The sequence below is a fragment of the Streptomyces sp. NPDC047853 genome (assembly GCF_043204535.1).
Classification (GTDB): Bacteria; Actinomycetota; Actinomycetes; order Streptomycetales; family Streptomycetaceae; genus Streptomyces.
Genome location: NZ_JBIDCI010000004.1, coordinates 186,244 through 209,734 on the forward strand (window position 1 = coordinate 186,244; position 23,491 = coordinate 209,734).

At 73.5% G+C, this 23,491-nt stretch carries 12 protein-coding genes; 4 read left to right on the forward strand and 8 right to left on the reverse strand.

Going from position 1 to position 23,491, the window contains the following annotated elements; all coding sequences use genetic code 11:
• The first annotated feature begins 63 nt into the window (after positions 1-63).
• Positions 64-486, forward strand: coding sequence for a DUF6003 family protein (locus tag ACGF5T_RS09930; RefSeq protein ID WP_366766911.1), 423 nt, complete (start codon positions 64-66; stop codon positions 484-486).
• A 39-nt stretch (positions 487-525) separates the two neighbouring features.
• On the opposite strand, the gene ACGF5T_RS09935 is transcribed toward ACGF5T_RS09930, so the two are convergent.
• The 3 genes from ACGF5T_RS09935 to ACGF5T_RS09945 form a co-directional block, all read right to left on the reverse strand.
• The gene (locus ACGF5T_RS09935; RefSeq protein WP_366766866.1) at positions 526-3,117 is read right to left on the reverse strand and encodes an MXAN_6230/SCO0854 family RING domain-containing protein; all 2,592 of its coding nucleotides are present in this window, start codon (positions 3,115-3,117) and stop codon (positions 526-528) included.
• 408 nt (positions 3,118-3,525) lie between these two features.
• Entirely contained in the window at positions 3,526-5,103 is a 1,578-nt protein-coding gene (locus ACGF5T_RS09940; RefSeq protein ID WP_366766865.1) for an amidohydrolase, read from the reverse strand.
• A 6-nt stretch (positions 5,104-5,109) separates the two neighbouring features.
• Positions 5,110-5,322 carry an MbtH family protein gene (locus ACGF5T_RS09945; RefSeq protein WP_356610260.1) on the reverse strand — a complete coding sequence of 71 codons (213 nt, stop codon included), beginning with the start codon at positions 5,320-5,322 and terminating at the stop codon, positions 5,110-5,112.
• Between the two features lie 89 nt (positions 5,323-5,411).
• On the opposite strand from ACGF5T_RS09945, the gene ACGF5T_RS09950 reads away from it, so the two are divergent.
• The 3 genes from ACGF5T_RS09950 (at position 5,412) to ACGF5T_RS09960 (ending at position 7,584) form a co-directional block, all read left to right on the forward strand.
• Complete coding sequence (locus tag ACGF5T_RS09950; RefSeq protein WP_366766863.1) at positions 5,412-6,500, forward strand: alpha/beta hydrolase-fold protein; 1,089 nt, start codon at positions 5,412-5,414, stop codon at positions 6,498-6,500.
• 98 nt (positions 6,501-6,598) lie between these two features.
• Entirely contained in the window at positions 6,599-7,144 is a 546-nt protein-coding gene (locus ACGF5T_RS09955) for a DUF6328 family protein (protein WP_356610258.1), read from the forward strand.
• Between the two features lie 32 nt (positions 7,145-7,176).
• Positions 7,177-7,584, forward strand: coding sequence for a DUF393 domain-containing protein (locus ACGF5T_RS09960; RefSeq protein WP_366766862.1), 408 nt, complete (start codon positions 7,177-7,179; stop codon positions 7,582-7,584).
• A gap of 76 nt (positions 7,585-7,660) precedes the next feature.
• Here the strand turns inward: ACGF5T_RS09960 and ACGF5T_RS09965 are convergent, their stop codons facing one another.
• From ACGF5T_RS09965 to ACGF5T_RS09985, 5 genes are all read right to left on the reverse strand, one after another.
• Positions 7,661-7,738 carry a 50S ribosomal protein bL37 gene (locus ACGF5T_RS09965; RefSeq protein ID WP_372486533.1) on the reverse strand — a complete coding sequence of 26 codons (78 nt, stop codon included), beginning with the start codon at positions 7,736-7,738 and terminating at the stop codon, positions 7,661-7,663.
• A gap of 153 nt (positions 7,739-7,891) precedes the next feature.
• Entirely contained in the window at positions 7,892-9,592 is a 1,701-nt protein-coding gene (locus ACGF5T_RS09970; RefSeq protein WP_356610256.1) for an ABC transporter ATP-binding protein, read from the reverse strand.
• Complete coding sequence (locus ACGF5T_RS09975; RefSeq protein ID WP_366766860.1) at positions 9,579-20,495, reverse strand: amino acid adenylation domain-containing protein; 10,917 nt, start codon at positions 20,493-20,495, stop codon at positions 9,579-9,581. The genes ACGF5T_RS09970 and ACGF5T_RS09975 overlap by 14 nt, the downstream gene beginning before the upstream one ends.
• A gap of 69 nt (positions 20,496-20,564) precedes the next feature.
• On the reverse strand, positions 20,565-22,352 hold the full coding sequence (locus ACGF5T_RS09980; RefSeq protein WP_366766859.1) for an ABC transporter ATP-binding protein: 1,788 nt from the start codon (positions 22,350-22,352) through the stop codon (positions 20,565-20,567).
• Positions 22,353-22,354: 2 nt separating this feature from the next.
• Entirely contained in the window at positions 22,355-23,419 is a 1,065-nt protein-coding gene (locus ACGF5T_RS09985) for an iron-siderophore ABC transporter substrate-binding protein (protein WP_356610253.1), read from the reverse strand.
• Positions 23,420-23,491: the final 72 nt, after the last annotated feature.

Here is a 23,491-nt window from a genome sequence, read left to right on the forward strand (position 1 = left end):
GCGGCCGAAGGCGGGTAGAGGGGAGGCACTCAGGACATGACCTTCTCCCGGGAGGAACCGAGGATGACCGACGACGCCTACCTCGTTCTGCTGGACGGCACCGCCACGACGCTCGGGGTGCCTCCCGCGGCGGTCGGCGACCTGGCCTGCATGGAGACCCCCGCCGTGCGGGCGTGGCTCGACGCGCAGGGCGTCGGCGCGTCGTCCGCCGGGCTCCGCCTGGTGCCGCCGGAGGACACGGCGGCCGTTCCCGAGGACGCGGAGCGACTGCCCGTCCCGCTGAGCGAGGAGGAGCTGAGCCGGGTGCGCCACCAGGCCGCTCCGGAGAGCGTCGCCCGGCTGGAGGAGGAGCTGCTCGCCTACCGCACCTGCGCGGACGGTCGCGAGGCGCTGCTCGCCCGCGCGTTGGCCGCCGGTGTGCCGGCGCACCGGGTCGCGCAGCTCACCGGGGAGGACCTGGCGGCCGTCCGGGCGACGGCCGTGTGACGCGGTCGGTGGTCGCCCGGTGGACGGTCCGGGACCGGTTCACCCCAACTCGGCGACCAGGTCGCCGGCGGTCACGCGGGTCAGGGTCCGCGAGGCGTCCCCCGGTCCCGGGAAGACGCGGTACGTCGTGCCCGTGGCCCGTTCCGCGTCGATGTCTCCGTGGACCGTCGCGAGGAACACCCGATTGCCGGCGGCCAGCCGGGCCGCCGCACCGTCGGGGTCGGAGCGCGTGAGGCACGCGTCGCTGTCCTCCGTGGACGCCACTCTGGTGGCGAACTCCCGCGTGGTCTCCCCCGGCCCCCGCCGGTACCTCAGCAGCGCGGGTTCCGGCCCCCGGAGCGTCACGACCACCTCGGGGGAGCGTGCCGCCGCCCGCCACACCGCCAGATCCCACAGGGTGACCCGGCTGCCGGAGGCGAACTGCTCCCACACGTTCCGGGCCACCGTCGCCAGCCCGTCGCCGCCGTGCGAGCCGATGGACTGGAAACCGCTCGCGGACGGCAGGTGGGTGTCGGTCCACAGCGTCCGGCGGCGGCCCAGGTCCACGATCATCGGCAGGCACACCCGCGAGTCGCCCGCCAGGTCGAACCGCTGACGCACCGTCCGCGGATCGTACGACGCGTCCCGCGGCCCGTGGGCGGGCAGGGCCATGAAGCCCGCGAAGGCGTCCGGCAGCTCCTCGAACGGCACGTTGTTGAAGCTGAAGACGAGCGGGACGGCGTAGACGTCCCCTCGTCGGGTCAGTCGTTCCAGATCGAGGTCCACGTACTCGGTGGCGCCCAGCGGCGCCGGAGCCGAGGTGAGGTCGCCGGAGTGGACCGCGGCGTCCACCCCGTGGACCAGGTGCGTGTAGTCGCACAGCCCGGTGAACTCCCAGGCCGCGTCGAAGAACGCGACGGAGAGGTCGAGGTCCGTCCGGTCGCCCCGTGGCTCGGTCCAGTGCAGGAACAGCCGGAGCAGCGCGCCGTCGGGGAGCACCTGCGCGCTGCCCCGGCCCAGGGCGACCAGCGCCTTCGCGGCGGTCCGCTCGGTGAACGGCACGGTGAGGTCGGCCAGACCCGCGTCCAGGACCGCCAGTTCGTACGACGGCCCGGCGGCGAACCGGCGCAGCACCTCCCCCTCCAGCGACGCGACCGCCGCCGACACCAGCCCGGCCGGCAACGGGGCCCGCCGCTCCGCGACGGTCAGGGCCCGGGTCACGTCCCCGCGCGGGAAGAACACGCGTCGGCGGCCGATGCGGTCCTCGGTACGCACCCGCAGCGCCCCGAGGGCCGACAGCAGCGGCCCGGGGCCCACCTTCGGGAGCCCGCGCAGGAGGGCCTTCTCCAGGTCCGCGTCGAGGACGTCGTCGGTGTGCAGGCACAGCAACTGGTCCAGGCGGCGCACGAGTTCGCCGGGGCGCTCGCCCGCGAGGCTCGCGGCGCGGCCGACGTCGCCCTCGGCCACCGCCTGCTCCAGACGTCCGGCCCAGGTCGCCGGGCGGATCCGGCTCCCGTCCACCCGGACGGCGCCGGGGTGCGCGGCGGCCGTGTCGAGCAGGGCGGCACCGAAGGCGGTGCCGGGGTCCACGGGGGTGGCGCGGAGCACCGCGAAGGCGAGGGCGGCACGCGGATGCCGGGTGTGCCGCTCGAAGGGGTGCAGGGCCTCCGCGGCCCGCTTCCACGCCGTGGGGTGCCGCAGCACGTCCTCCACGAGGAACGGCGTCGGCAGGCCGTCGAGGAGTGTGAGCAGCAGTCGGCGCAGCGGGCGCGGCAGGTTCGTGAACCGTGTCGGGGTCACCAGCCCGGGGTCGCCGTCGCAGACCACGGCGAGCAGCCGCAGCACGTCGGTGGCGGTGGTGAGCCGCTCGGCGAGCAGCTCCCGTACCGGCACGCCGTCCGCGGCGTCGCGTACGAGCGTTCCCAGCACGAGTGCCTTCGTCTCCCGGACCGGGATGTCCCGGGGCAGCTCGCCGCGGCCCGCCGGTGTGAGGGGCAGCAGGGTCAGCAGGTCGTCCCGGTCCTGCGGGGACAGGGGCGTACGACGGGCCAGCAGGGCGTCCACCACGTCGGTGGCGTCGGCGGCCCGGTCGGTGCCCAGCCGCAGCAGACGCAGCGGGCCGGGCACCGGTGCCTTCGCGGCCCCGACGGCCCGGACCGGCCGCAGGAAGGGGTCGTCGGCGTCGATCCGGCGGTGGCACACCGGGCACCCCGCGTAGTCGGCGCCGTCCCAGCACAGCCGGCACACCAGGTGCGCGCACGGCGAGACGGGGTGCACCGTGCGCGCCTCGCCGCACAGCACGCAGGGGTGCTGCGGCTGTTGCAGCAGGAAGGCGAAGACCCGGTCCACGTACAGCGCCTCGGTGTCGCGCGGCACGGTGCGCGGGAAACGGCGGAAGAGCGGGGTGTGGGTGCGGTCGGAGCCGAGCAGTTCGTCGGCCAGCCCGACCAGGCGGACGTGCGCGGCCGCCAGTTCGTCGGTGGCCAGGGCGCCGAGCGCCGCGTGCAGGGGAGCGGAGAGAACGTGACCGCGGCCGAGCAGCTCGGCCTCGAGTCGGCGCATCGCCGGTCCCGTTCCGCCGGCGGCCGGGGACGCCCCGTCGACGTACGCGTTCTGGACACGGCGCAGCAGTACGGACTCGGCAGCGAGCAACGGGGAGATCCTCCACGACGTCCGGGGGAAGGGGAAACGGAAACGGGGACGGAGAGTGGGCGCGCGGGTCTTTTCGAGAGGATGAGAAGGATGCACGCCGGGGAGCCGCCCCCGTTGCCCTCATCCCACCACAGGCACGCGCGAGCGCCAACGCATTTACGGCCGCGTCCGGCGCCGGCGACGAAGGCCGCCCGGTCCGCCGCGTCACCCGCGCCACGTGTCATCGGCCGCCATGTGTCAGCCGGTGGATCGCGTGGTCCGACCCGGCCGGCTCGAACGGCCGCCGCGGCAGACCCGCCCACCGGGGGAACCGCGCGTCGACCTGTCGACCGGATGTCCCTGTGGCCCGCGTCCCCGCGCTGCCGCTCACGGCACCGGCTCACGGCAACGGACCCTCGTCGGCGGGTCCTAGCGCGTCGGGTTCCCGGCGACGCGTCCGTCGACGTAGGTCGCCACCACCTCGATGGCGCCGATGCGCGACGGGTCGACGCGCGTCGGGTCGTCGCCGAGGACGACCAGGTCGGCCCGTTTGCCCGGGGTGAGACTGCCCAGGTCGTCCTCCCAGTGGCAGGCGAAGGCGCCGGCGACCGTGTAGGCGCGCAGGGCCTCGTCGACGGTGATGCCCTCGTCGGGGCCGATGGTGCGGCCCGACCCGGAGGCGCGCTCGACCATGAACTGGACGGCGCGCAGCGGCGACCCGTCGGCGACGGGGCGGTCCGAGCTGCCCACCAGCGGGATGCCGTGGTCCAGGAACGCCCGGCCGCGGTAGAGCCAGGGAGCCCGCTCCTCGCCCATGATCGCCGCGTAGTCGTCGCCGAAGTGACGCAGGAAGGAGGGCTGTACGACCACGCTGACGCCGAGTCGCGCGAGGCGCGGGAGCTGGTCGGGGCGGATCAGGCCGGCGTGCTCGACGCGGTGCCGGGCGTCGGGCCGCGGTCGCAGGCGCTGGGCCCGTTCCAGGGCGTCCAGGGCGACGTCGGCCGCGCGGTCGCCGATGGCGTGGACGGCGAGCTGCCACCCGGCGAGGTGACCGTCCACGATGGTGCCGGCGAGCACGTCGGGGTCGTCCTGCAACTGGCCCGCGTGGTCGAGTCCTTCGTACGGGCGGGTGAGCGCGGCGGTCCGGGCCATCATGCCGCCGTCGGTGAAGACCTTCAGCGCCCCCACGGACAGCCGCCCGTCGCCGAGGCCGGTGCGCAGGCCCAGGTCGAGGGCGCGCGGGATGCCGTCGTCCCGGTGGGCGGCGACCGGGCGAAGGCGGTCCGCGGACACCATGAGCTGCACCCTGAGCGGCAACAGGTCACGATCGCGGGCGAGTTGGTAGGCCCCCAGTTCCAGGGGCCCGTGACCGAGGAGGGTGCCGCCGATACCGGCCTCGGCGCAGGCGGTGACCCCCTCGGTCAGGCAGGCGCGGGCGGCCCGTCCGATCGCCTCGGCCAGCTCCTCCTGGGAGTACGGCAGGCGCAGCGCGCGGGCGGCGCCCATGGCGCCCTCGGCGAGGAAGCCGTCCTCGTGCGGGAGATCGGCCGGGAGCAGGTCGAGAACGGCGGAGTTGACCAGGCACCCGTGCCCGGAGTCGTGCGTCACGTACAGCTTGCGGCCGTGGCTGACCCGGTCCAGTTCGGCGGCGGTCAGGTGCCGGCCGAGGGCCCGCTGGTCGTAGCCGGCGATGCTCACCCAGGCGCCCGGAGTGCCCTCGCGCGTGACGGCCTCGTCGATGGCGGCGAGCGCGTCGTCGATCCGGGTGTGTCCCGCGATGCTCGGCGTGCGCTGCTTGAACCCCGTCCACGCCAGGTGGACGTGGGCGTCGATGAAGCCGGGCAGGACGGTCGCGCCCTGGAGGTCGATCACCTCCCGCGCCGGAAGCGAGGTGACGGCGGCGTCGAGCCCCACGATCCGGCCCCGCCAGACACCCAGGTCGTGGGCGACGGGATGGTCCGGGTCCATGGTGAGGAAGCGGGCGTTGGTGAGTCTGGCGCAGAGCATCGGGCCTCAGGCGTCCATGGCCTCGGCGAGGGAACGGGGGCGCAGATCGGTCCAGTTGGCCTCGACGAACTCCAGGCAGGCGTCGCGGGTGTTCTCCTCGAAGGCGACCGTCCACCCGCCGGGCACCTCCGCGAAGGAGGGCCAGAGCGAGTGCTGGCCCTCGTCGTTCACCAGGACGAGGAAACGGCCCTCGGTGTCATCGAAGGGGTTGGTGCTCATTCCGCGGTACCTCCCGACACGTTAAGTTAGGCTCGCCTAAGCGGAGTTGAGCTTAGCCTTCTCTCTTTCCGCTCCACAAGGAGACGTTCATGAGCCCGGTGGGGGACGACTTCGCGGTGTTCGGACTGTCCGGTGTGCCCGGCACCGACGCGTTCTGGGCGGCGGCGCGGGCACCGGTCTCACGGCCCGACGGCGAGGGCTGGGTGACCCTGTTCCTTCGGCGCGGGCACGAGGCGGCGACCGTCGGCTTCGAGAGCTGGTCGGCGCCGGTCCCCCTGCGGCGGTGGGGCGACACGGACTGCTGGTACGCGCACGTGCGCATGCCCGCACGGCTGCGGGTGACGTACCAGTTCCTCGTCGACGGCTCGGCGTATGCCGATCCGCTGAACCCGGCCGGTGCGGGTGGCGAACGGTCCATCGCCGCCACCCCGGACGCTCCGGCCCAGCCGCACTGGCCCCTCGTCGACGCCGCCGGGGTGCTCCCCCTCCCCCGCACCCGGATCCGCTGGTCCGGTCGACGGCTCGGTGGGCGCCGTACCGTGCGCGTCCATCCGGTGGGCGGTGGCGGCCCGCTGGTCCTGTTGCTGGACGGGGACGACTGGCTGTACCTGCACCCGGCGATGACGGCGTTCGAGTCGGCCGTGGCAGCGGGCGACCTGCCTCCGGTCACCCTCGTCTTCCTGCCGGCCGGGGACCGGGCGGCCGAGTTCGGGTGCCGGCCGGAGCTGTGGGAGGCGGTCGGGGAGGAACTGCTGCCCCTGGTGGCGGAGAGCGGCGTGCACGCCGACCCGGACCGGATGGTGGTCGCGGGACAGAGCCTCGGCGGACTGAGCGCGTTGTACGCGGCCCTGGAGTTCCCCGGCCTGGTGTCCCGCGTCGCCTGCCAGTCGGCGTCGTTCTGGTGGACGCCCGAGGCCCCGGACCGGACCGACCCTCTGGCCGGCCCGGTCGGCGGCACCCTCGCCGCGCGTCTGCGGGCGCGTCCCGACCTGTCCGCGCTGCGGATCGCCTTCGACGTTGGAGAGCACGAGCGCCGGATGCTCCCCCACTGCGCCCTGGTGGAGTCCCTCACCGAGCGGGCCGGCGCGACCGTACGGGTCTCGCGGTCGGCGTCGGACCACGACCGGGCGGGCTGGCGCCACGCCCTGCTCCGGGACGTCGGCTGGGCGCTCGCCTAGCGTCGACGGCCCTCGGGCACCCGCCCCGACCTGCCCGGTTCCGGTGCATGCCCCCGCCGCGAACGGGCAGATGAACGGTCCGACACAGGAGGGTGAACATGACCACTACCGCCGAACCGACCGACGGGGCACGGACCGGTCGATGCGACGCATGTGACGGCCGTGCCTCCACCGACGAACTCGAACCACCCGAGACGCCGCGCGAGCGCGTCAACCGAAGATGGAACGAGATCATGCAGGAGACGCGCGTCGCGCAGACAGGCGTGCAGATCCTCTTCGGCTTCCTGCTGAGCGTCGCCTTCACACCCCACTTCCGGTCCCTCGACACCTTCGACCACGTGGTCTACGTCATCACGGTCGTCCTCGGGGCGTCGGCCACGGCCTCGCTGATAGCGCCGGTCTCCCTCCACCGCTTCCTGTCCGGGCAGCGCATGAAGGACGAGATGGTGGAGATCGCGCACCGCCTCATGATGTGCGGCATGGTGCTGATGGCGTTGACGATCGGCTGCACGCTCCTGCTCATCCTGCACGTCGTCGTGCCCGGCGTGCTGGCCGAAGTCCTCACCGGGCTGGTGATGTTGTGGTTCGTCCTGTCCTGGTACGCCCTGCCCCTCTGGTTGCGTCGGCGCTCGGCCCGGAAGTGAACCGAGAGGGAGGAAGGCGCACCATGGGACGTATGCGGACCCGGCCTGTACTCGTCTTCGACGGAGACTGCGGCTTCTGCACCACCGCGGTGCGTGTCATCGAGCGGAGGGTGCGGCCCCGCTGCGAGACCGTCCCCTGGCAGCGGTCCGACCTGGCGGAGTACGGCGTGAGCGAGGAGCGTGCGCGGCGGGAGGTCCTCTGGGTGACGCCGACCGGGTCCGTCCACGGCGGAGCGCAGGCCGTGTCGAAGCTGCTGCTGAGCGCCGGCGGCGGCTGGAGCGTGGTCGGAGCGGTGCTCGCCCTGGCGCCGGCCCGCTGGGCGGCCGCCGGTGTCTACCGGCTCGTGGCGGCCAACCGCCGGCGGCTGCCCGGCGGAACTCCGGCCTGCGCGCTACCCGACGCGGGCGCCCGTCGGGCGGGGGCCGGCCAGGAGGCGTAGGGCTCGTCGGGCGCGTCCGCGAACGCGAACGCGCTCGGGTGGGCGACGTCGGCCGCCCACCCGAGTCCGGGCCGTCTCAGCTCTGCGGACGGCGGCCGTGGTTCGCGCCGTTCTTGCGGCGGGCCTTCTTCTTGCGACGTCGCTTCGAGGACATCGAAACCTCCTTTGTTTCTCGTATTTACCTACGCTGTGCCCCGGTATGTCGCCACCGGTGATCACAGAGCCCCTTTCCCAGGGCCGTCGGCGCAAACACCCCAAACGACTGCAATAGGGTGGCGCACGTCACGGGCGCGGGGCATGCGTGCGCTCACCGTGCCACCGCCAGGCAGTAGTCCTCGTCGGTGGCGAGCAGGTTGCGGTGCGTGTCCTCGGCGGTGATGACGCCGTCGTCCAGCACGAGGACCCGGTCTGCGGCGTCCAGGAGGGCCGGACTGCTGGTGAGCACGAGGGTGGTGCGGCCCCGGCGCAGCTTGGCGACCTTGCGCGCGACGAGCTGCTCGGTCACCGCGTCGACGGCCGTGGTCGGGTCGCGCAGGACCAGGACGTCGGCGTCGGCGGCGAGGGCACGGGCCAGGGACAGCCGTTGGCGCTGTCCGCCGGAGAGGTTGGCGCCGCGGTCGCGGACGGCGTAGTCCAGCCCTTCCGGGTGCAGGGCCACGACGTCGGTCAGCATGGACGCCTCGACGGCCTCCGGGACCGTCCGGCTGGTGTTCGACGGGTCGATGTTCGAGCGCAGGGTGCCCGCGAAGATCTCCCCGTCGTACGGGTTCACCAGCATGAGCGCGCGGGCCGCCTCGACCGACAGGTCCGCCAGGTCCCGGCCGCCGACCCGTACCGCGCCCTCGTACGCCTCGGGCGGGACGTTCAGGGCGAGGACCGCGGCGAGGTCGGCCGCCGCCCGCGGCTGGTAGGCGGCGATCGCGACGAACTCGCCGGCGGACACCCTGAACCTCACCTTCCGCAGGGCCCCGTGGCGTACGCAGTCGACCTCCAGGTCGCCACCTGCGTCCGGCTGCCCCGACCCCGGGTTCGTCACCGGGGGCGCGGCCAGGACGAGCGCCATCCGCTCGGCGGAGGCGCGCGCGATCATCACGTACTTCGGCATCTCGGAGAAGAGCCGGAGCGGTTCCATGATGAACTGCGCGAGCCCCACGGCCATGACGAGTTCCCCGATGGTGATGCGCCCCTCGAAGGCCAGCACGCCGGCCGTCAGGGTCACGGCGGCGGCGAGCACCGCGTTGAGGGCCAGCGCGGTACCCGCGTACGCTCCGTTCGCCCTGGCGACGGTGACCGCCTGCCGCTTCGCCTCCGTGCTGACCTTCCGGTAGGACCGGAACGCCGCGTGGTTGCCGCCGAACCCGTGCAGGGGCCGCAGCCCGATGATGAGGTCGGCGACCTTGGCACCCGCCCGTGCCACCCGCGCCTGCTGTTCGCGGGTGCTGGAGCCGATCCGCTTGGACATCACGCTCAGGACGGACAGGATCGCGACGGTCCCCACGATCACGAGCACCCCGAGCCGGAGGTCGGCCAGGCCCAGTGCCAGCGCCGCGATCAGCACCGCGACCAGCGAACTGATCAGCAGCGGCACCACCTCGATGATGTCGGCCGTCTGGTCGGCGTCCTCGGTGGCGATGGTCAACACCTCGCCGGACTTGAGGTCCACGTCCCTGGCCACCGGCTGGAGCCCGCACTCCGCGACGCGGACCCGCCAGCGGTGCGCCTCGGTGGTGTTGGCCTTCTGCAGGATGCGCATGCCGAACCGCCACGACAGCGAGACGGTCGTGATGATCACCGCCAGGGCGGCGATCGACAGGCCGAGCGAGCCGGGGCTCCGGTCCCGCATGGTGTGTTCGACGATGAGGCCGAGCGCGATGGGGAAGGCGGTCTCACCGGCCTGGTAGAGCCCCATCAGGACGGTGCCGGAGGTCATGGCGCCGATGTTGCGGCGCAGCGCGGTCCGCAGGATGTCGGACCCGGGGCGGGTCCGCTGCGTGTCAGGAGTTCTCATCGAGGTGACGGGCAATCGCTTCCGGGGTTCGCAGGGTGAACAGATCGCGGATCGTGATCACTGGACCGTACTCGCGGCGGAGCAGCCCGGCCAGCCGCACCGCCAGCATGGAATGGCCCCCGAGGGACACGAAGTCGCTCACCGCGCTCACCTCGTCGTCGTCCAGGTCCAGTGCCTCGGCGAAGAACGCGCACACCGCGCTCTCCGTCCCGGTCGCCGGGCCGCGCTCCCCCGCCGTGGTCAGCGCTCCCAGCGGCTTGGCCTCGGGCAGCGCCTTGACGTCCGCCTTGCCGTTCACCGTCAACGGGACGGCGTCGACCCGGGCGTAGTGCGTCGGGCGCAGGAAGTCCGGCAGCGCTGCGCCCACTTCGGCGGCCACCTCGGCCAGGTCGGCGCCGTCCAGCACCAGGTAGGCGGCCAGCCGGTGGGCGCCGTCGACCTGCGGGTCGGGCTGGGCGACCGCCGCGGCGAACCGCACTGCGGGGTGCGCCGAGAACACGGCCTCCACCTCTCCGAGTTCCACCCGGTGCCCGCGGATCTTGACCTGCTGGTCGGTGCGGCCGAGGTACGTCAGGTTGCCGTCACGGCGGCGGACCACCAGGTCTCCGGTGCGGTACATGCGGTCGCCCGGCGCGCCGAACGGGCAGGCGACGAAGCGGTGCGCGGTCTGCGCCGGCTGTCCGAGATAGCCCCGCGCGATGCCGATGCCCGACACGTACAGCTCACCGGGGACGCCGTCCGGCAACGGCCGCAGCCAGGGATCCAGCACGTACACGTCCGTGTTGTCGATCGCCACCCCCACCACCGGGTCCTGGCACTCGAAGGTGCCGACGCCGAGGGTGTTGATGGTGTACTCGGTGGGTCCGTACAGGTTGTAGCCGACCGTTCCCTCGGTCTCGGCGAGTCGCCGCCACAGCGTCGGGGTGACGGCCTCGCCGCCCAGCAGCACGAGCGCGGGCCGCCTGCCCGGGTCGTCGAGCAGCCCCTCGCCCAGGAGTTGCTGCGCGTAGGTCGGGGTCACGTTGACGACGTCGATGCCGTGCGCGAGGCAGTACGCGACCAGCGCGGGTGCGTCCCGGCGGAGTTCCTCGTCGCAGATGTGCACCTCGTGCCCGTCGGCGAGCCACAGCAGTTCCTCCCACGACATGTCGAAGGCGAACGACACGGTGTGCGCGACCCGGAAGACCCGGTGGCCGTGTTCGGCCAGTACCGGTTCGAAGATGCGGCGCCGGTGGTTGATCAGCATGTTGGTGAGTCCGGCGTACTCGGTCACGACGCCCTTGGGCTTCCCGGTCGATCCGGAGGTGTAGATCGTGTACGCGGGGTGCCGGAGCCGGTGCGGGTCGTCGGGCGCGAACGTCACGAGCGGCTCGGCCGGCGGCAGCGGACGGTCCAGCTCGATCAGGTCGCCGGCCAGCCGGGGCGCCACCGCGCTCACGGTGAGGGTCACGGCGGGGCGGGCGTCGGCGACGATGGCGGCGATCCGCTCGTCCGGGTGGTCCAGCTCCAGCGGCACGTACGCGGCACCGGTGCGCAGCACGGCGAACAGCGCCACGATCGAGTCGAGGGAGCGCGGGATCGCGAGGCCCACGGTCGTCTCCGGGCCGATGCCGCGCCGGGCGAGCACGCCCGCCACCGTGCGGCTGCGGTCCCGCAGCTCGGCGAAGGTCATGCTCGCGCCGTGCGCGACGAGTGCCACCCGCTCCGGGGCGCGGTCCGCCGCCCGGTCGAACCGGTCGACGACGGTGTCCGTGCCGACGTCGGTGCGCTCGGCGGGTTCGGGCACCGGTCCGAGGCCGCGCAGTGCGCCGAGCGGTCCGGTCGCGCCGGCCAGGTCGTCGAGCACGCGCAGGTAGTCGTCGAGGAGGCGGCGGGCCTGCGGGGTGTCGTCGTCGCGGTACTCCAGCTTCACGGTGAGCCGTTCGCCGGGCGTGACGACCCAGGTGAACGGATAGTGGGTCGAGTCGTCGGCCCGCACGGAGGTGATGCCGTGCCTGGCGTTCATCTCGGCGAAGGCGTCCAGGTCCAGGAAGTTCTGCAGGACGAACAGGTTGTCGAACAGGGTGTCGTGCCCGGCGGCCCGCTGGATCTCGCCGAGGCCCAGGTGCTCGTGCTCCATCGCCTCGACCCGGGCCGCCTGTACGGCCGTCAGGTACTCCCGGACGGTGTCCCGGGGCCGTGCCCGCGTCCACTGGGGCACGGTGTTGAGCAGCACGCCGACGATGTCGGAGAGTCCCGCGCCCTCCCGGCCGGAGACGGTCACGCCGAACACGGCGTCCTCGCGGCCGGTGCGGGCGCCCAGGAGGAGGCCGAACGCGCCGGTCAGCACCGAGTTCAGGGTGACCCCGTGCGTCCTGGCCGCCTCCCGCAGCCGTGCGGAGGCTTCGGCGGAGAGGGTGTGCACCAGCGCCCGCGGCAGGTCGTCGGAGAGGGCCGGCGCCGGTCCGGCGAGCAGCGTCGGACCGGACAGGCCGGTGAGGTGTTCCGCCCAGAAGCGTTCCGATGCCGCGGTGTCCTTGGCGTCGAGCGCCCGGGCGTGCTCCTCGAAGCCCGGCGCGGCCGCGAGGGGGGCCGGCGGCTCCCCGGCGAGGACGGCCTCGTAGGCGTCGAACAGGTCCCGCAGGACGATCTCGCGCGACCAGCCGTCCCACAGCAGCAGGTGGTAGCTGAGCAGCAGCGCGTCGCGGTCGCCGGGCAGGCGCACCACGGTCAGCCGGATCAGTGGCGGCTCGCCCGGGTCGAACCCGGTGGCCCGGTCCCGGGCCCGCAGGGCTTCGGCCTCCTCGTCCGTCGCCACCGCGACCGTGCGGACGTCGACCCGCCGGCCCGCCGCGAGGACCTGCACGGGGTTTCCGTCCGCGCCCGTGGTGAAACCGGCGCCCACGGCCGGGTGCCGTGCGATCACGCGGGCCATCGCCTCGGACAGCGCGCCGGTGTCCAGGCGCCGGTCGAAGGTGAACCAGCTCTGCGCGACGTAGTGTCCGGCCGGCCCCGCCAGCTGCGCCTGGAAGAACAGGCCCCGCTGGAGCGCGGTGACCGGCGCCGTGCGCTCGGCCGTCGCGGAGGCGTCCGCGACGCGTTCGAGCGCGTGGCGCCAGTGCGCGGTGATCTCGTCGGGTACGCCGTCGGCGAGGGTGAAGACCGCGTGCAGGCTGCCGGTGGCGTCGTCGGTCCAGGCGTTGACCTCGACGGCGTACGGGCTGCCCTGGTCGCCACCGGTGAGGCGCGGTGTCTGGGACTCGCCGCCTCGCCCGAGGTAGTTGAACAGCACCTGCGGGCGGGTGTCCAGGAGGGGGGCGGTCTGCGGGTTGAGGTACCTGAGCAGGCCGTAGGCGACGTGCGCGGGTTCGTCCGGCTGGCGCTCGGCCAGCTCGCGCGCGGCCGCGACGGGGTCGGTGTGCGCGGTGAGCCGCACCGGTGCGACGGAGGTGAACCAGCCGACCGTGCGGGTGTAGTCGTGGTGGTCGAGGGCCGGCACCCGGCCGTGCCGTTCCAGGTCGACCACGAGGTCGGTGGGCGTCGCCTGGACGTGTGTCAGCGCGGTGCGCAGGGCACCGCACAGCAGCTCGGTGAGGCCGACGCCGAGCGCGGCGGGCGCGGTGCGCGTCACCCGGTCGCTCGTTTCGGAGGCGAGCACGACCCTGATATCGCGTCGCGTTCCACCGAGGGCGGGGAGCAGCGCGGGGGCCCGGAGTGTGGTGAGCCAGTGGTCCAGGTCGTCGGTGGCGTGGGTGGCCCGGTGGGTGAGGGCCCGCGCGTACTCGGTGTAGGACGTCGTCGGCGGTGGCAGGGGCGCCCCGCGCAGGGCGGTGGCCAGGTCGTCCAGCAGGATGAGCCAGGACACGGCGTCGACGGCGAGGTGGTGTGCGGTGACGACCAGGGTCCGGGTGGCGTCCAGCCACGAGAACGCGACGACGTGCCCCGCCTCGGCGTCGAGCCGGCCGGCGGCGTCGTCGGCCACCGCGGTCGCGTCGGTGGCGTCGCTGCGGGCGACGGTGACCTCGCGGGCGGGCTCCGTGCACAGCGACCACACCCCGTGGGCGACGCGCAGCCGCAGGCGCAGGGCAGGGTGTGCGGCCACGACGGCGCGCGCGGCACGCTCGGCGTCGCCGAAGCCGGTGCCCTCGGGGGCCCGCACCGTCCTGGCCTGTGCGAAGCGGGCGAGTGAGCCGCCCAGGTCCCGTTGGCGCAGGATGATCGGGGTGGGGGGCAGCGGGCCGTCCTGGTGGCCGGTGGGCGGGGCGGGGGCGGCGGGCGGGGTGGCGGCGGACACGTGTGCGGCGAGGGCGCGCGGTGTCCTGAGCAGGAACACGTCCCGTGGCGTGATCGGCAGGCCGAGCGCCCTGGCCCGGTTGATGACCGTGATGGCGACGATGCTGTCGCCGCCGGCGCGGAAGAAGTCGGTGTCGGCGTCCACGGCGGCGCCGGGCAGGGTGTCGGCGTAGATGTCCACCAGGCCGGCGAGCGCCGCCCCGGCGGGGCGCGTCACCGCTCCCGGCCCGGGTGTCGACGCGTCCCCGACCGCCCGGGCGGCGCGCTCGGCGAGGGCCTTGCGGTCCAGTTTTCCGTTGACCGTGAGCGGCAGCGCCTCGAGGGGCAGCGTCCGGCTCGGGACCATGTGCGCGGGGAGCTTCTCGGACAGCAGGGCGGCGAGGTCGGCGGGCACCTGGCCCACGAGGTGCGCGATCAGGTGGTCGCCGCTGTCCGCGACGGTCACCGCCACGTCGACCACGCCGTCGAGTTCCCTGATCGCGGCCTCGACCTCGCCGAGTTCGATGCGGAAGCCCTTGAGCTGGACCTGGTCGTCGGCCCGGCCCGTGAAGAGCAGCTCGCCGTCGAGGGTGCGGCGCGCGAGGTCGCCCGTGTGGTACATGCGGGTGCCGTCGCCCGTGAAGGGGTTCGCCACGAACCGGCCCGCCGTGAGCGCCGGCCGGCCGAGGTAGCCGAGTGACACCTGGTCACCGGCGACATAGAGGGCGCCCTCCCGCCCGGGCGGTACCGGCCGGAGCCGGTCGTCGAGCAGGTAGGTGACCAGTCCCGGCAGCGGACCGCCGATCGGGCTGGCGTCGGCGCCGGGGGCGAAGTCCTCCTCCGTGAGCACCCGGTGGGTGACGTGGACGGTGGTCTCGGTGATGCCGTACATGTTGACCAGTTCGGGAGCGCGGACGCCGTGCCGCCGGACCCAGTCCCGCAGCCGTGCGGTCTCCAGCGCCTCGCCGCCGAAGACGACCAGGCGCAGTGCGGGCAGCGGCTCGCCGGAGCGCCGGTCGGCCTCGGCGAACCGGTGGAACGCGGACGGCGTCTGGTTGAGCACGGTCACGCCGCGTTCCCGGACCAGACGGTGGAAGTCGACCGGGGAGCGCGTGAGCCCGTACTCCGGGACCAGCAGTTCACCGCCGTGCGCCAGGGCACCCCACAGCTCCCAGACCGCGAAGTCGAAGGAGAAGGAGTGGAACTGGACCCACACGTCGTGCGGTCCGAACCCCATGTCCGCGCGGGTGTGGGCGAGCAGTGCCACCACGCTGGAGTGGGGGACGACGACGCCCTTGGGCCTGCCGGTCGATCCGGAGGTGTAGATCACGTAGGCGGGGTCGTGGCCGGCGGGCCCCGACTGCGGTGCCGCGTCGGCCGGTGGAGACTCCTCGCCCTGCACCAGGAGGCGGGCCGTCGGCAGGCCGGCCCGGGACAGCAGGCCGGTGAAGCGGTCGCGGTGTTCCGGGGCCACGAGCACGACCTGCGGAGCGGCGTCGGTGAGGATGTACCGCAGCCGTTCGTCGGGGTACGCGAGGTCCAGCGGTACGTAGGCGCCGCCCGCGCTGACGACGGCGACCAGGGCGACGACCTGCTCGACGGAGCGTGGGACGGCCACGGCGACCCGGGTGCCCGGCCCGACCCCCGCCGCGCGCAGGACCGAGGCGAGTGCGCTCTTCTCCCGTGCCAGGTCGCCGTAGGTGAGGGACCGTGTGCCGCCGTCCAGGGCGCAGTGGGTGACGGCGGTGGCGGCGGGGTCGCGCCGGGCGGCGGTGTCGAAGAGGGCGTCCAGGGTCGTGGGGGCGATCCGCTCGGGCATGCGGGGCTGCCGGGGCGCCAGTTCGCCGACCGGGGCGTCGGGCCGGGTGAGCAGGCCGGTGAGGGCGCGGGTGAAGGTGCGCAGGATCGTCTCGGCGCCCTTGCGCGGCAGCAGCGCGCCGTCGTGGATCAGGTTGAAGCGCGGCCGGCCGTCGGGGGTGCGTTCCGCCACCAGGGTCAACGGGTAGTGCGGGGCGCCCTCGTTCGTGATGCCGGTGACGACCAGTGTGTCGCCCGGCCGTCGCAGGTCGCCCAGGTCGGCCGCGACGTCGAAGACCACCAGCGTGTCGAAGAGGGGGCCGGCGCCGGCCCGGCGGGTGAGGTCGGCCAGCGAGACGTGCTGATGCGGCAGGACCGCGCTCTGGTGCTCCCTGACCGAGGCGAGCAGCTCGCGTGCCGTGGCGTCGCCGGTCCACCGGGCGCGCAGGGGGATCGTGTTGATGAGCAGGCCCACCATGTCCTCGATGCCGGGCACGTCCGCGTCCCGTCCGGACACCGTGGACCCGAACACGACGTCCGTGCCGTGCAGGATGGTGCCCAGGGTCAGCGCCCACGCGCTGTGCACGGCCACGCTCAGCGGCACGCCGGCCGACCGGACGGCCGCGTCGAGGTCGTCCGCCGGTTCCACGGCGACGTCGGCGAACCGGTCGGACGGCGTGTGCCCCTCCGCGACCAGCGACGGGCCCGGGAGGCCGGCCAGCTGGGTGCGCCACACGCGCTCACTCGCGGCGTCGTCGCGTCCGGCGAGCAGGCGGACGTAGGCGGGAAAGCCGCCGAGCGGGTACACGGACCCCGGTGCGTGGTACTCGGCGAGCAGCGTGCGGAGCATCGGCGGCACCGACCAGCCGTCGGCGATGATGTGGTGCACGGTCTGCACCAGGACGTTGCGGCCGCGCCCCCCGCGGACGAGGGTGTAGCGCATCAGCGGGCCGGTGGCCAGGTCGAAACCGGCGCGGCGGTCCCGTTCGGCGTGCGCGCGGATCTCGTCGTCGGTGATGCCGGGGCGGTCCAGGACGGTGAAGGGCGCTTCGACACCGCCTTCCAGTACGGAGACCACCCGGCCGTCGGCGAGGGGTACGAAGCGTGCGGCCAGGTTCGGGTGGAGGGTGAGCAGCCGGTCGGCCGCGGCGGCGAGCCGGTCGGCGTCGATCTCGCCGTCCAGGGTCAGCAGCTGCTGCTCGACGTAGCTGCCGGCCGAGTCGTCGTCGTAGACCGAGTGGAAGTAGAGGCCCTCCTGCAGCGGGGTCAGCGGGAGGACGTCCCGCAGCGCCGGCCCGTCCAGGGCGTCGACGTCGGCCTGGGTGAGGGACAGCGGGCGGAAGTCGCTGGGTGAGTGACCGCCTTGTTCGAGCGCGGCCAGCCCGGTGAGGGCCTCCGCGTAGTGGGCGGTGAGCACCGCGATGTCCTCGTCGGTGAACATGCCCTCGGGCCAGGAGACGGTGGTCACCAGCTCGTAGGCGCCGTCGGCGGTGGGTTCGGCGATCGCGTTGAACTCCAGGGCCCGCGGCAGGCGCATCCGCGGGTCGCGCCTCTCGCCCAACTGGTTCGTGGTGGTGGCGAGTTCCCAGTCCCCGGAGCCACCCGCGTCGAAGCGGCCCAGGTAGTTGAAGAGGATCTGGGGCGCGGGCGCCTGGAACTCGGCGTGGGCGAGGTACCGCAGGGCGCCGTAGGAGACGCCGTTGTACGGCACCCGGGCGAGGTCCTCCTTGACCGCCTTGAGCGCGGTGGCCAGGTAGGCGGGCGCCGTGGGGTCGGGAGCCGCGCCGGGGTCCACGGTGACCGGGAACAGGGTGGTGAACCAGCCGACCGTCCGGGACAGCTCCGGCTCGAACCCTGCGGAGGGTGCCACGAACCGCCCTTCACGGCCGTGTCCTTCGAGTTCGACGTGCGCGAACGTCTGGTCCTGGCCGAGGTCCCGGCGTCGACGGGCGAGGGCGACGGCCAGCGCGGTCAACAGCACGTCGTTGACGCCGGCGTGGAACTTCGCGGGTGTCTCGCCCAGCAGGGCGGCCGTGACCTCGGGGCCGACCGACACGGTCCGGGTCCGCTCCCGCGCCACGGTGTCCGCCTCGCCGAGGGGCCGCCTGCCCAAGGGCAGGTCCGGAGCCGGCAGGGGGCGCCGGTAGCAGGCGCTGTCCGCGTCGAAGGCCGCACGCTCCAGCAGCCGGGTCCAGCGCCTGAACGACGTGCCCACGGCGGGCAGTTCGATCGGCGCGCCCGAGGAGAGCTGCCGCCACGCGGTGGCCAGGTCCTCCATCAGGACCCGCCAGGAGACGCCGTCGATCACCACGTGGTGGACGGCCACGACCAGCTGCCGTGCCGCCCGCCGCCAGACGGCCCGGAGCATCACGCCGCGCTCCGGGTCCAGTCCGCCGGTGGCGAGCGCGACGCACGCGTCGAGGGGCAGGTCGCTCTCCTGCCACCGTACGACCGGCCGGGCCGCCTCCGGGACCACGAAGCTCCAGCGCTCACCGCGCACCAGCTCGGCGCGGAGCATGGCGTGGTGGCCGACCAGCGCGGCGAGGATCTCCTCGAGAGCGGCGGGGGTCAGCGTGGTGGGGGTGTTCAGCACCAGCGACTGCACGAAGCCGTCGATCGCGTCGGTGGTCTCGCCGAGCCACTGCACGATGGGTGATCCGGTGACGGAGCCGGTGGCGACGTCGTGGTGGTCCACGACGGCCGTGTCCTCGCGGGTCGCCACCGCCGCCAGCGCGCCCACCGTGCTGTGGGTGAAGATCTGCCCTGCCGTGACGTGCAGCCCCGCGTCGCGCAGGGCGCTCAGCAGCGAGATCGCGAGGATGCTGTCTCCGCCGAGCTGGAAGAAGTCCTGGTCGACACCGACCTGCTCCAGCCGGAGCAGGGTCGCGACCGCCGTGCACACCGCGCGCTCCTCGTCGGTGGCGGGCGGGACGATCGAGGCCGTCGCGAGCGCGGGCTCGGGCAGCGCGTGGCGGTCCAGCTTGCCGTTCGCGGTGAGCGGGAACTCCGTCAGCACGACGATGTGGGCGGGCACCATGTACTCCACCAGGTGCGCGCCGGCCCACGCCTTGACGTCGGCCGCCCGCAGGTTCTCGTGCCCGGCGGCGGGGATGACGTACCCCACCAGGTAGGTGCCGCCGGCGCTGTTCTTCTTCGCGACGACGCAGGTGTGCCGCACCCCGGGGTGCTCGGCGAGGCCCACCTCGACGTCCTCGATCTCCAGCCGCATGCCGCGGATCTTGACCTGGTTGTCGGCCCGGCCGAGGAAGTCCAGCGAACCGTCGGGGGCGAAGCGGGCGAGGTCGCCGGTCCGGTACAGCCGGGACCCGTCGTCGGCGAAGGGGTTCGCCACGAACCGGGACGCCGTCAGGCCGGGCGCGTTCACGTACCCGCGTCCCAGGAGGAAGCCGCCGACGTAGAGTTCGCCGCCGACGCCGACCGGGACCGGGCGCAGTTCGTCGTCCAGGACGTACAACTGGGTGTTGGGGTTGGCCTTGCCGATGGACGTGGACAGGCGTTCCGCGGCGCCCCGGTAGATCACGTGCGAGACGCCGATGGTCGTCTCCGCGGGGCCGTAACCGTGGTACATGGGGATGTCGAGCCGGGTCCGGAAGCGTTCGTACAGCTCGGGTGTCAGCACCTCGCCGCCGCACCACACGTGCCGCAGGCTGTCGAGGCGCCCGGAGTCGCCGGCGATCTCCAGGAGCACGTCCAGCATGGACGACACCAGGTACGTGAAGGTGACGCGCTGCTCGGCGATCACGCTCAGCAGGTGGTGCGGGTCGCGTTCGCCCCCGGGGCGCAGGACCACCAGCCGGGCGCCGGACACCAGCGGCAGGAAGATCTCGTTGACGGAGATGTCGAAGGACAGCGGCGCCTTGAACAGCGAGGCGTCGTCGTGGCCGAACCCGAGGATCTCGTGGACCTGCCACAGCAGCCGCTCGCTGATCGCCTCGTGCCGGATCATCGCGCCCTTGGGGCGCCCGGTCGAGCCCGAGGTGAAGATCACGTAGGCCAGGGCGTCGCCGGGGACGGCGACGTCGACCCCGTCGGCCGGACGGGAACCGAACCGCCAGGCACCGAGGTCGACGGCCACGGCCTCCGGCTCCCCCGCCGCGTGCTCGCCGGAGCCGTTGAGCTGGAGCACGACCCGGGCGTCCTCGATGACGACGGCGCGGCGGGCGGCGGGCCAGTGCGGGTCGAGGGGCACGAAGGCGCAGCCGGCCCGGAGCACGCCGAGGAGCCCGATCACCATGTCGGCGGAGCGTTCCAGCGAGATGCCGACGACCTGTTCGGCGGTGAGCCCGCGTTCGACCAGGTGGTGGGCCAGTTGGCCGGACCTCTCGGCGACCTCGCGGTAGGTCAGCGTCCGGTGCTCGTCGACCACGGCGACGGCCTTCGGCCTGGCCCGTGCCTGCTCCAGGAACATCTCCACGAGGGTCGGGCGGACCCGGTCGGCCCGGGTGTCGTTCCACTCGGCCAGTCGCCGGCGCCGCTCCGCCGGGGTGGACGGGCCGATGGTCCCGAGGGGCCGGTCCGGGAAGTCGGCGAGGTCGTCCAGTGCGAGCCGCGCGTCGTCCGGTGCGACGCCGGGCGGCAGCGGCACGCTCCGGTCGTCCTCCCCGACGTGCGGGCCGTCCTGTCCGCCGCCGTTGTCGGCCCAGCCGAGCACGTCGGCGAACAGGGTGGAGGGGGTGAGGTCGAGGCCTTCGGGGCTGCGGCCCGTCGCCCAGTACGAGAGCCCGATGGCACACGCCCGCGCGATGGTCCGGTCGGGGAAGTCGCCGGTGCGCCGGCGTATGTCGTGCAGGTGCGTGGGAGAAAGCCGTACGAGACGAGCGCTCGGTTCCATCATCGAAGACTCAACGCCCCTTCAAAGGAATGACGGCAGACCAGCAGACCAACGGAGATCAGGCTTCGCTTGCTAACTTCCTTCTCGCCAGGCTCGCCACAGCCGTGCGTAGCGGCCGCCCAGCGCGACCAGCTCCTGGTGCGTTCCCTGTTCCACGACGCGCCCCGCGTCGAGCACGGCGATCCGGTCCGCCGCCATCGCCTGGGTCAGCCGGTGCGCCACGAACAGCGTGGTCCGGCCGGCACAGGCCGCCAGCACGGCCCGTTCCAGCTCGGCGGCGCCCTCGCTGCCCGCCTCCGCGGTCGACTCGTCCAGCACCACCACCGGCGACCGGCTCAGCACCAGCCGGGCCAGGGCGATCTGGGCGACCTTGGTGACGTCGAGGCGCTCGCCGCCCTCACCGACCGGGGTGTCCACTCCCCCGGGCAGCGCGCCGACCCATCCGTCCGCGCCGACCGTGCGCAAGGCGTCCATGAGTTCGGCGTCGGTCGCCTCGGGCGCGGCCAGCCGCAGGTCGTCGGCGAGCGGACCGGAGAACACGTGCGTCTCCTGGGTCAGGATGCTCACCAGGGCCCGCGCCCCGGCCTCGTCCAGATCCGCGAGGTCGGTCGGCCCGATGCGTACCGACCCGGACCGGGGGGTCCCGACGCCCGCGATCAGCGCGGCCAGGGTCGACTTGCCGGCGCCCGTCGCCCCCACGAGGGCGAGCGAGCCCCCTGCCGGGATGGTCAGGTCGACGTCCCTGAGCACCGGCTCCTCGCTGCCGGGGTAGCAGAAGGTCAGTCCGGTGACCGTCACGGGGCGGGGGGCGACGCCGGCCCGCGCGACGGACGCGTCGCCCACCAGCCGGCCCTCGCCGTCCTCCCCGAGCACGCCCACCAGCCGGGTCAGGCTCGCGCCCGACTTCTGCGCCTCGTCGAAGGTGAACATGATGGCGCCCAGCGGGGTGAAGAGCCGGTGGAAGAGCAGCGGGGCGGCCGAGACCTCGCCCAGGGTCGCGGCATCGGCCTCCAGGAGGGCGTACCCCACCACGAGGATCAGGGTCAGGCCGATGAACTCGGCGCGGTTCTCCCGGCCGACGAAGCGGCCGAAGAACCGGAACACCTCGATGCCGAGGTTGCGCACCCGCCACGACTCCGCGGTGACCTTCTCGCGGAAGGCGTCTTCGAGCCGGTACGCCCGCACCGTCTCGATGCCGTTCAGTCCGCTGATCAGGGCCTGCGCCCGGTCGGCCTGGGCCACCCGCTGCCTGCGGTAGAGCGGGGCGGACCGGGGCAGGTACCAGCGCAGGGCCAGCGCGTACGCGGGCAGCGCGCCGGCGCCCGCCAGGCCCAGGCGCCAGTCCAGCCCGAACATGCCGGCCGTGGCGATGACCACCAGGACCCCCGCCGAGAAGACGGTGGGGACCGCCGTCCTGATGCCCTTGGAGATCACGGCGACGTCGTCACCGACCCGGGACAGCACGTCCCCGCGGCCGACCTGCTCGACCCGGGTACTGGGCATCCCGAGCACCGCCCGGACGGCGCCCTCCCTCAGCCGGGCGAGCAGGTCGGCGCCCAGCCGTCCGATCAGGTAGGTCGACACCGCGGTGGCCGCCGCGCCGAGCAGCGCCGCGGCCACCATCAGGGCCCCGATCGTGACCAGGACCGACTGCGACCCGCCCTCGACCACCGCGTCGACCACCCGGCCGAGCAGCAGCACCGGCAGGACCTGGAGCGCCGCTCCGGCCACCGTCGTCAGAACGGTGGTGAGGGTCAGCCAGGGCACCTCCCGGCAGTGGGCCGCGACCCATCGGCCGGCCTCGCGTCCGCTCGCCGTACGCAGGGCCGCCGGAGCGACGCGCGTGTCCGTGCCGGTCACACCTACCCGGCCGACTTGACGAGTTCGTCGATGGCGTACGGCATCGACAGCAGCGTCCCCTGGGAGATGGCCGCGCCGACGGCCGGGCCCTCGCTGTCGAGCAGGTACGACACCTTGCCGTTCTTGACGGCGTCCAGGTTGGTGAAGAGCTTGAACTTCTTCAGCGCGTCCTGGTCGGCCTTGTCGTTGATGACGAAGACGCGGTCGACGTCGACCAGGTCGACGCGCTCCGGGGAGAGCTTCGTGTAGAAGTTGCCGTCCGCGACCTTGTCGATCTCCGTCTGGTACCCGTAGCCGATGCCCGAGACGAGCCGTCCGCGGACGTCGGTGGAGGTGAAGGGGGCCACCGAGTCCTCGTACCAGGAGAGCACCACGGCGGTCTGTCCGGCGAAGTCGGGGTGGTCCTTCTTGGCCGTGTCGAGCTTGCCCTGGATGTCGGCCACCTTCTTCTCGCCCTCCTCGGCCTTGCCGAGCGCCTTGGCGATGTGCAGCGCGTTGTCCTGCCACGGAGCGCTGAAGGGCTCCTTCTCGGCCTTGGTGCGGCCCACCGTGGGGGCGATCTTCGAGAGCTTGTCGTAGGCGGCCTGGTCGATCTCGGAGTAGACCGCGATGATCAGGTCGGGGCGCAGGGCGGCGATCTTCTCGAAGTTGGGTCCGGAATCGCCGTTCTTCATGACGACCTCGGGCTGCGTGTCGCCCCACTGCTCCTTCACCCACGGCCACTGGGTGTTGATGTCGGGGCTCTGGCCCGCCGGGTTCGGGTACTGGTCGACCATGCCGACCGGCTTGATGCCGAAGGCCAGGACGGTCTGGTCGTCCGTGTAGCCCACGGTGACGACCCGCTCGGGGGCCTCGGTGACCTTCGTCGTGCCGAACGCGTGCTCCACGGAGACCGGGAAGGCGCCGGCGGCGGCCGAGGTGTCGCTGCCCGCGTTGTCGGCCGGGTCGTTCGAGTCGTCCGAGCCGGAACCGCAGCCCGCGAGGAGCCCGACACCGAGGGCGGTGGCGGACAGTGCGGCCGCCCATCGCCGCCGGGGCTTCGTACGCGTCGTTCTAAGGAGGAGCATCCGCAGATCCCTTGCTGTCGCGCTGTCCACTGCGCCCCCGTCTAAGGGCAGCAAACCTTATCGCGCCGGAGT

Coding starts and splice junctions, on each gene's coding strand:
- ACGF5T_RS09930 (WP_366766911.1), top strand. CDS start 64: ATGACCGACGACGCCTACCTCGTTCTGCTGGACGGCACCGCCACGACG.
- ACGF5T_RS09940 (WP_366766865.1), bottom strand. CDS start 5,103: ATGCTCTGCGCCAGACTCACCAACGCCCGCTTCCTCACCATGGACCCG.
- ACGF5T_RS09945 (WP_356610260.1), bottom strand. CDS start 5,322: ATGAGCACCAACCCCTTCGATGACACCGAGGGCCGTTTCCTCGTCCTG.
- ACGF5T_RS09950 (WP_366766863.1), top strand. CDS start 5,412: ATGAGCCCGGTGGGGGACGACTTCGCGGTGTTCGGACTGTCCGGTGTG.
- ACGF5T_RS09955 (WP_356610258.1), top strand. CDS start 6,599: ATGACCACTACCGCCGAACCGACCGACGGGGCACGGACCGGTCGATGC.
- ACGF5T_RS09960 (WP_366766862.1), top strand. CDS start 7,177: ATGCGGACCCGGCCTGTACTCGTCTTCGACGGAGACTGCGGCTTCTGC.
- ACGF5T_RS09965 (WP_372486533.1), bottom strand. CDS start 7,738: ATGTCCTCGAAGCGACGTCGCAAGAAGAAGGCCCGCCGCAAGAACGGC.
- ACGF5T_RS09970 (WP_356610256.1), bottom strand. CDS start 9,592: ATGAGAACTCCTGACACGCAGCGGACCCGCCCCGGGTCCGACATCCTG.
- ACGF5T_RS09975 (WP_366766860.1), bottom strand. CDS start 20,495: ATGATGGAACCGAGCGCTCGTCTCGTACGGCTTTCTCCCACGCACCTG.
- ACGF5T_RS09985 (WP_356610253.1), bottom strand. CDS start 23,419: ATGCTCCTCCTTAGAACGACGCGTACGAAGCCCCGGCGGCGATGGGCG.